The following is a 5,095-nucleotide window of genomic DNA, read 5'->3' as shown; positions in this document are numbered from 1 at the left end:
GCTAGGTTGCGACGGCGCAGTTGCCACTTTATGATGCGTTCCCAACTCGGTGACGCCCTTTAAGGAATCCGCTTATCGGATCATCCCCGGGCGCGACCCGGTTCCCCTCCTTTTCAAACAAGTTGGACCCATGCTTCGAGGAATTCGGACAGCCTCATCAAACTGGCTCGGCAAGATTATCATGGCCGTGGTGATGGGCGTTTTGATTGTCAGTTTCGGAATCTGGGGGATCGCCGACATCTTCAAGGGATTTGGCCAGTCGACGCTCGCCACGGTTGGCGGCACCGAAATCTCGACCGAGCAATTCCGTCAGATCTACACCGACCGGTTGCAGCAGATCGGCCGCCAGTTCGGCCGTCCTTTGACCCCAGACCAGGCGCGCGCCTTCGGCTTCGACCGCCAGGTATTGCAGCAGACGATCGCGGAAGCAGCCCTCGACGAGGAGGCCAGGCGGCTTCGGCTCGGCCAGTCCCGGGACGAGACGATGCGCGCGATCTACAACGATCCGAACTTCAAGGGGCTGAACGGCCAGTTTGAGCCGCAGCGCTTCCAGTCCGTGATCCGTCAGTTCGGCTACACCGAACAGCGCTATCTCGCCGAGCAGCGCCGCGTCGGCCTCCGCCGCCAGATCGCCGGCACGATCGGAGCCGGCATCGAGCCGCCAAAGACGTTGATCGAGGCCCTGGTCCGCTATCAGAACGAGCAACGCTCGATCGAGTACATCAAGCTCGACGCGGCGCAGGCCGGCACCATCGACCCGCCCTCGCCCGAGGCGCTCGCCGCCTATTTCGAGGATCACAAGGCCCAGTTCCGCGCGCCCGAATTCCGCAAGATCGCCTTCGTCGTCGTGACGCCCGAGGAGATCGGCAAGTGGACCGAGGTCTCCGACGAGGACGCGAAGAAGATATTCGAACAGCGCCGCAACCAGCTCGGCACGCCGGAGAAGCGCGAAGTATCGCAGATCGTGTTTCCGAACGTGGAAGAAGCCACCGCCGCACGTGCGCGGCTGACCTCGACCACCTCGTTCGACGACCTCGCCAAGGAACGCAACCTCAATCTGTCCGACGTCGATCTCGGCATGGTCGCGAAGTCGGCGATCCTCGATCCGGCGGTGGCGGATGCGGCGTTCTCCCTACCCTCGGGCGAAGTCAGCCAGCCGGTGCAGGGCCGCTTTGGTGTGGCGCTGGTCAAGGTCGGCAAGATCGAGCCGGGCACGACGCCGACCTATGAGAGCATGGCGGGCGAGATCAAGAAGCAGATCGCAGCCGAGCGCGCCCGCGAGAAGGTCGCCGATCTCCACAACAAGATGGAAGACGAGCGCGGCGGCGGCGCCAACCTCGTCGAGGCGGCGCAGAAGCTTGGGCTCACCGCCGTCACCATCGACGCCGTCGACCGCTCGGGACGCATGCCGAACGGCCAGCCCGTGGCGAACATTCCAACCGGGCTAGATGTGGTTTCGCAGGCCTTTGGCAGCGATGTCGGCGTCGACAACGAGCCGATCCAGTTCCGCGGTGGCTACGTCTGGTACGACGTGCTCGGCGTGACGCCGTCGCGCGAGCGCAGCCTCGACGAGGTGCGCGCCCAGGTCGAGGCGAAATGGCGCGAGGACCAGATCGCGACCAGGCTGCGCGACAAGGCGACCGAGATCGTCAAGAAGGTCGAGGCCGGCGGCAAGCTCGCCGACGAAGCCTCCACGCTCGGCGTCAAGCTCGAGACATCAGATAAATTCCGCCGCGACGCCTCGCTGCCGGGCGTGCCCGAGAGCGTGGTCGCGGCGGCCTTCCGCACCGCCAAGGATGGCGTCGGTCAGGCCACGGGCACCGGCGGCGAGCGCGTCGTCTTCCGTGTCACCGACATCATCGTGCCGCCGGTCGATCTCTCGTCCGAGGAGGTGAAGAAGTTGAAAGAAGCGCTGCAGCGCGGATTGACCGACGAGCAGGTCGCGCAATACGTCAACAAGATCGAACACGACATCGGAACCACAATCAATCAGGCCGCCTTCGCACAGGTGACGGGCGCAAACAACAACTGAGCATGATCCGGAAAAGTGGGAACCGGTTTTCCGATCGGATCATGCGTCACTGAATCACGAGCCAGCACGCGATGGACGACCTGAAATCGATAATTGCGAAAGTCGCCACCGGCGCAACCTTGTCGCGCGACGAAGCGGCAAGCGCCTTCGACAGCATGATGTCGGGCGAAGCCACGCCCTCACAGATGGGCGGCCTCCTGATGGCCTTGCGCGTCCGCGGCGAGACCGTTGACGAGATCACCGGCGCGGTGTCGGCGATGCGCAGCAAGATGCTGCGGGTGACGGCGCCTGCCGAAGCCGTCGACGTGGTCGGCACCGGCGGCGACGGTTCCGGCTCCGTGAACGTCTCGACCTGCGCCTCTTTCATTGTCGCCGGCACAGGCGTGCCGGTCGCAAAACATGGCAACCGCGCGCTGTCGTCGCGCTCGGGCGCCGCCGACGTGCTGGCCTCGCTCGGCGTCAAGATCGATCTTACGCCCGCCGAGGTCGCCGCTGCGTCCAGGAAGCAGGCATCGGCTTCATGTTCGCCCCCGCCCATCACCCGGCCATGAAGAATGTCGGCCCGACCCGGGTCGAGCTTGCGACCCGCACCATCTTCAACCTGCTCGGCCCGCTCTCCAATCCCGCCGGCGTGAAGCGGCAGATGGTCGGGGTGTTCTCGCGGCAATGGGTACAGCCCTTGGCGCAGGTCCTGAAGAACCTCGGCTCGGAAGCGGCCTGGGTGGTGCACGGCTCCGACGGGCTGGACGAGATCACCCTCACCGGCCCGACCTTCGTCGCGGCGCTGGAAGACGGCGATATCAGAACCTTCGAAGTCACTCCGGATGATGCCGGCTTTGGCCGCGTCGGCGGCGAGGCGCTGAAGGGCGGCGATGCCGATGCCAATGCGATGGCGCTCTCGAGCGTGCTCAATGGCAAGCCGAGCGCCTATCGGGATGTCGCGCTGCTCAACGCCGCCGCGGCGCTGATCGTCGCCGGTCGTGCCAAAGATTTGAAGGAAGGCGTCGCGCTGGCGACCAATTCGTTGGATAGCGGTGCTGCGGCCGCGAAGCTCAAGCACCTGATCGCGGTTTCAAACAGCTAGAGCATGATCCGGAAAAGTGGAAACCGGTTTTCCGAAAAGATCATGCTCAAAAATATAGGGCGATCGCGATGTCCGATATCCTGAAGAAGATCGAAGCCTACAAGCGTGAGGAGATCGCCGCCGCCAAGCGCGCGCATCCGCTTTCCGAGATCGAGGCGCGCGCCAGGGCGGCGTCGCCGCCACGCGGGTTCGTGCGCGCGATCCGTGAGAAGCATGCTCGCGGCGATTACGCGCTGATTGCCGAGATCAAGAAGGCCTCGCCATCGAAGGGGTTGATCCGCGCCGATTTCGATCCCCCTGTCCTCGCCAAGGCCTATGAGGCCGGGGGCGCGGCCTGCCTGTCGGTGCTGACGGACACGCCCTCGTTCCAGGGCCATCTCGATTTCATGGTCGCGGCGCGCGCGGCGACCAATCTGCCGGTGCTGCGCAAGGATTTCATGTTCGACACCTATCAGGTGGTCGAGGCGCGCGCGCACGGCGCCGACTGCATCCTGATCATCATGGCCGCACTCGATGACGCCGCAGCCAAGGATATCGAGGATTCCGCGCTCGCGCTCGGCATGGACGTGCTGGTCGAAATCCACGACGGCGCCGAACTCGACCGCGCGCTGAAGCTCCGCTCGCCGATGATCGGCGTCAACAACCGCAATCTCCGCACCTTTGAGACCACGCTCGCCACCAGCGAGGCCTTAGCGCCGCTGATCCCGAAGGAGCGGCTGATGGTCGGCGAAAGCGGCATCTTCACGCCGGACGATCTGGCCCGGCTCGAACGCGTGGGCATGTCGACCTTCCTGGTCGGCGAGAGCCTGATGCGTCAGGCCGATGTAACAGCGGCAACCCGCGCGCTGCTGACGCGCCAAAGCGTGCCGCGCGCCACTGGAACCCGTTAGAGCGATGGCGGAGAAGTCGAAGGGCGGCCCTGCCCTCACCCATATCGATGCCAGCGGCGAGGCACGGATGGTCGACGTCTCCGCCAAGCCCGCGACCGAGCGCACCGCGGTCGCCGAAGGCCGCGTGGTCATGAGCAAGGCGACGCTCGAGCTGATCGTCTCCGGCAACGCGAAAAAGGGCGACGTGCTCGGCACTGCCCGCATTGCCGGCATCATGGCGGCCAAGCGCACCTCGGAACTGATCCCGCTCTGCCATCCGCTCGCGCTGTCGAAAGTGACGGTCGATATCGAGCCGGACGAGAAGCTGCCGGGCTGCATCGTGCAGGCGACCGTCAAGGTCACCGGCCCGACCGGCGTCGAGATGGAGGCGCTGACCGCGGTCTCGGTCGCCTGCCTCACCATCTACGACATGATCAAGGCGGTGGAACGCGGCGTCCGCATCGAAGGGATCCATCTCGTCGAGAAGCAGGGCGGCAAGTCCGGCCACTACCGCGCCGACGATCGCTGATTCAAATGGTGTTCGCCACGACCGTCCTGTCACGCGGCTGTGACCCGGCAGCTCGGAGTGCGTCGCCGCTTACGGTGTTACATTTGGCGTGACCTCCCGCGAAGGAGCAACGCCATGTGGGCCTTCAAGCTTCTTGGTGCGGCCGTAGCGCTCTGCGTCGTCAGCGCGCCGGCAATGGCACAGCAGGTGATTTCCGAGCCCGGCTATTGCGCGCAGTTCTACCCCTACGCCAATTGCCAGAACAAAGGTCCGGGCAACCCCTATACAGGCGGCTATCAGCGCTACATCGGCCAGGGTGACGGGATGTGGGCTCAGGATCCGCCGATCCGGTCGGCCGGCAAGCGGCCGCGAAGCCACCGCTCCGATTCATCCGCCATCCGCGCGCGCTGAACCGAATTGAATGCGGTCGGGGCGACGTCAAGTCGAATGCTCGACAGTAGATTCCATGGGGCGGTGAGCGCGCCCTTTCCGGTAGGTTTGGGTTTCCACACTCGAACCATCGGAGAGTCTGATGCAAGCATCGACCAAGAGCACGCCCACCGCCGGGCATTGTGGCACGATTTTCGTTGCGATCGAACTGA

At 64.8% G+C, this 5,095-nt stretch carries 4 protein-coding genes and 1 pseudogene; all 5 read left to right on the top strand.

Translation table 11 applies throughout. The features are described 5' to 3' along the window. Window positions 1–130: 130 nt before the first annotated feature. The 5 genes and pseudogenes from CWO89_RS40560 to CWO89_RS40540 all read left to right on the top strand — a co-directional run bounded on the left by CWO89_RS40560 (window position 131) and on the right by CWO89_RS40540 (window position 4,904). On the top strand, window positions 131–2,032 hold the full coding sequence (locus tag CWO89_RS40560) for a peptidylprolyl isomerase (RefSeq protein ID WP_165421530.1): 1,902 nt from the start codon (window positions 131–133) through the stop codon (window positions 2,030–2,032). Window positions 2,033–2,103: 71 nt separating this feature from the next. Continuing rightward, a pseudogene (gene trpD, locus CWO89_RS40555) lies at window positions 2,104–3,116 on the top strand (anthranilate phosphoribosyltransferase). A gap of 68 nt (window positions 3,117–3,184) precedes the next feature. Continuing rightward, a complete protein-coding gene (gene trpC / locus CWO89_RS40550; protein ID WP_130583867.1) occupies window positions 3,185–4,006 on the top strand; it encodes an indole-3-glycerol phosphate synthase TrpC in 822 nt (273 codons plus the stop codon). Window positions 4,007–4,010: 4 nt separating this feature from the next. Further along, window positions 4,011–4,514 carry a cyclic pyranopterin monophosphate synthase MoaC gene (gene moaC / locus CWO89_RS40545; RefSeq protein WP_130583866.1) on the top strand — a complete coding sequence of 168 codons (504 nt, stop codon included), beginning with the start codon at window positions 4,011–4,013 and terminating at the stop codon, window positions 4,512–4,514. Between the two features lie 114 nt (window positions 4,515–4,628). Beyond that, window positions 4,629–4,904: a hypothetical protein gene (locus tag CWO89_RS40540; protein WP_130583865.1), complete on the top strand. Its 276-nt coding sequence runs from the start codon at window positions 4,629–4,631 to the stop codon at window positions 4,902–4,904. The last annotated feature ends 191 nt before the right edge of the window (window positions 4,905–5,095 follow it).

The organism is Bradyrhizobium sp. Leo170 (assembly GCF_004296405.1).
Classification (GTDB): Bacteria; Pseudomonadota; Alphaproteobacteria; order Rhizobiales; family Xanthobacteraceae; genus Bradyrhizobium.
Note: the sequence above shows the minus strand (reverse complement) of the source record. Positions and strands in the feature narration are given on the sequence as shown.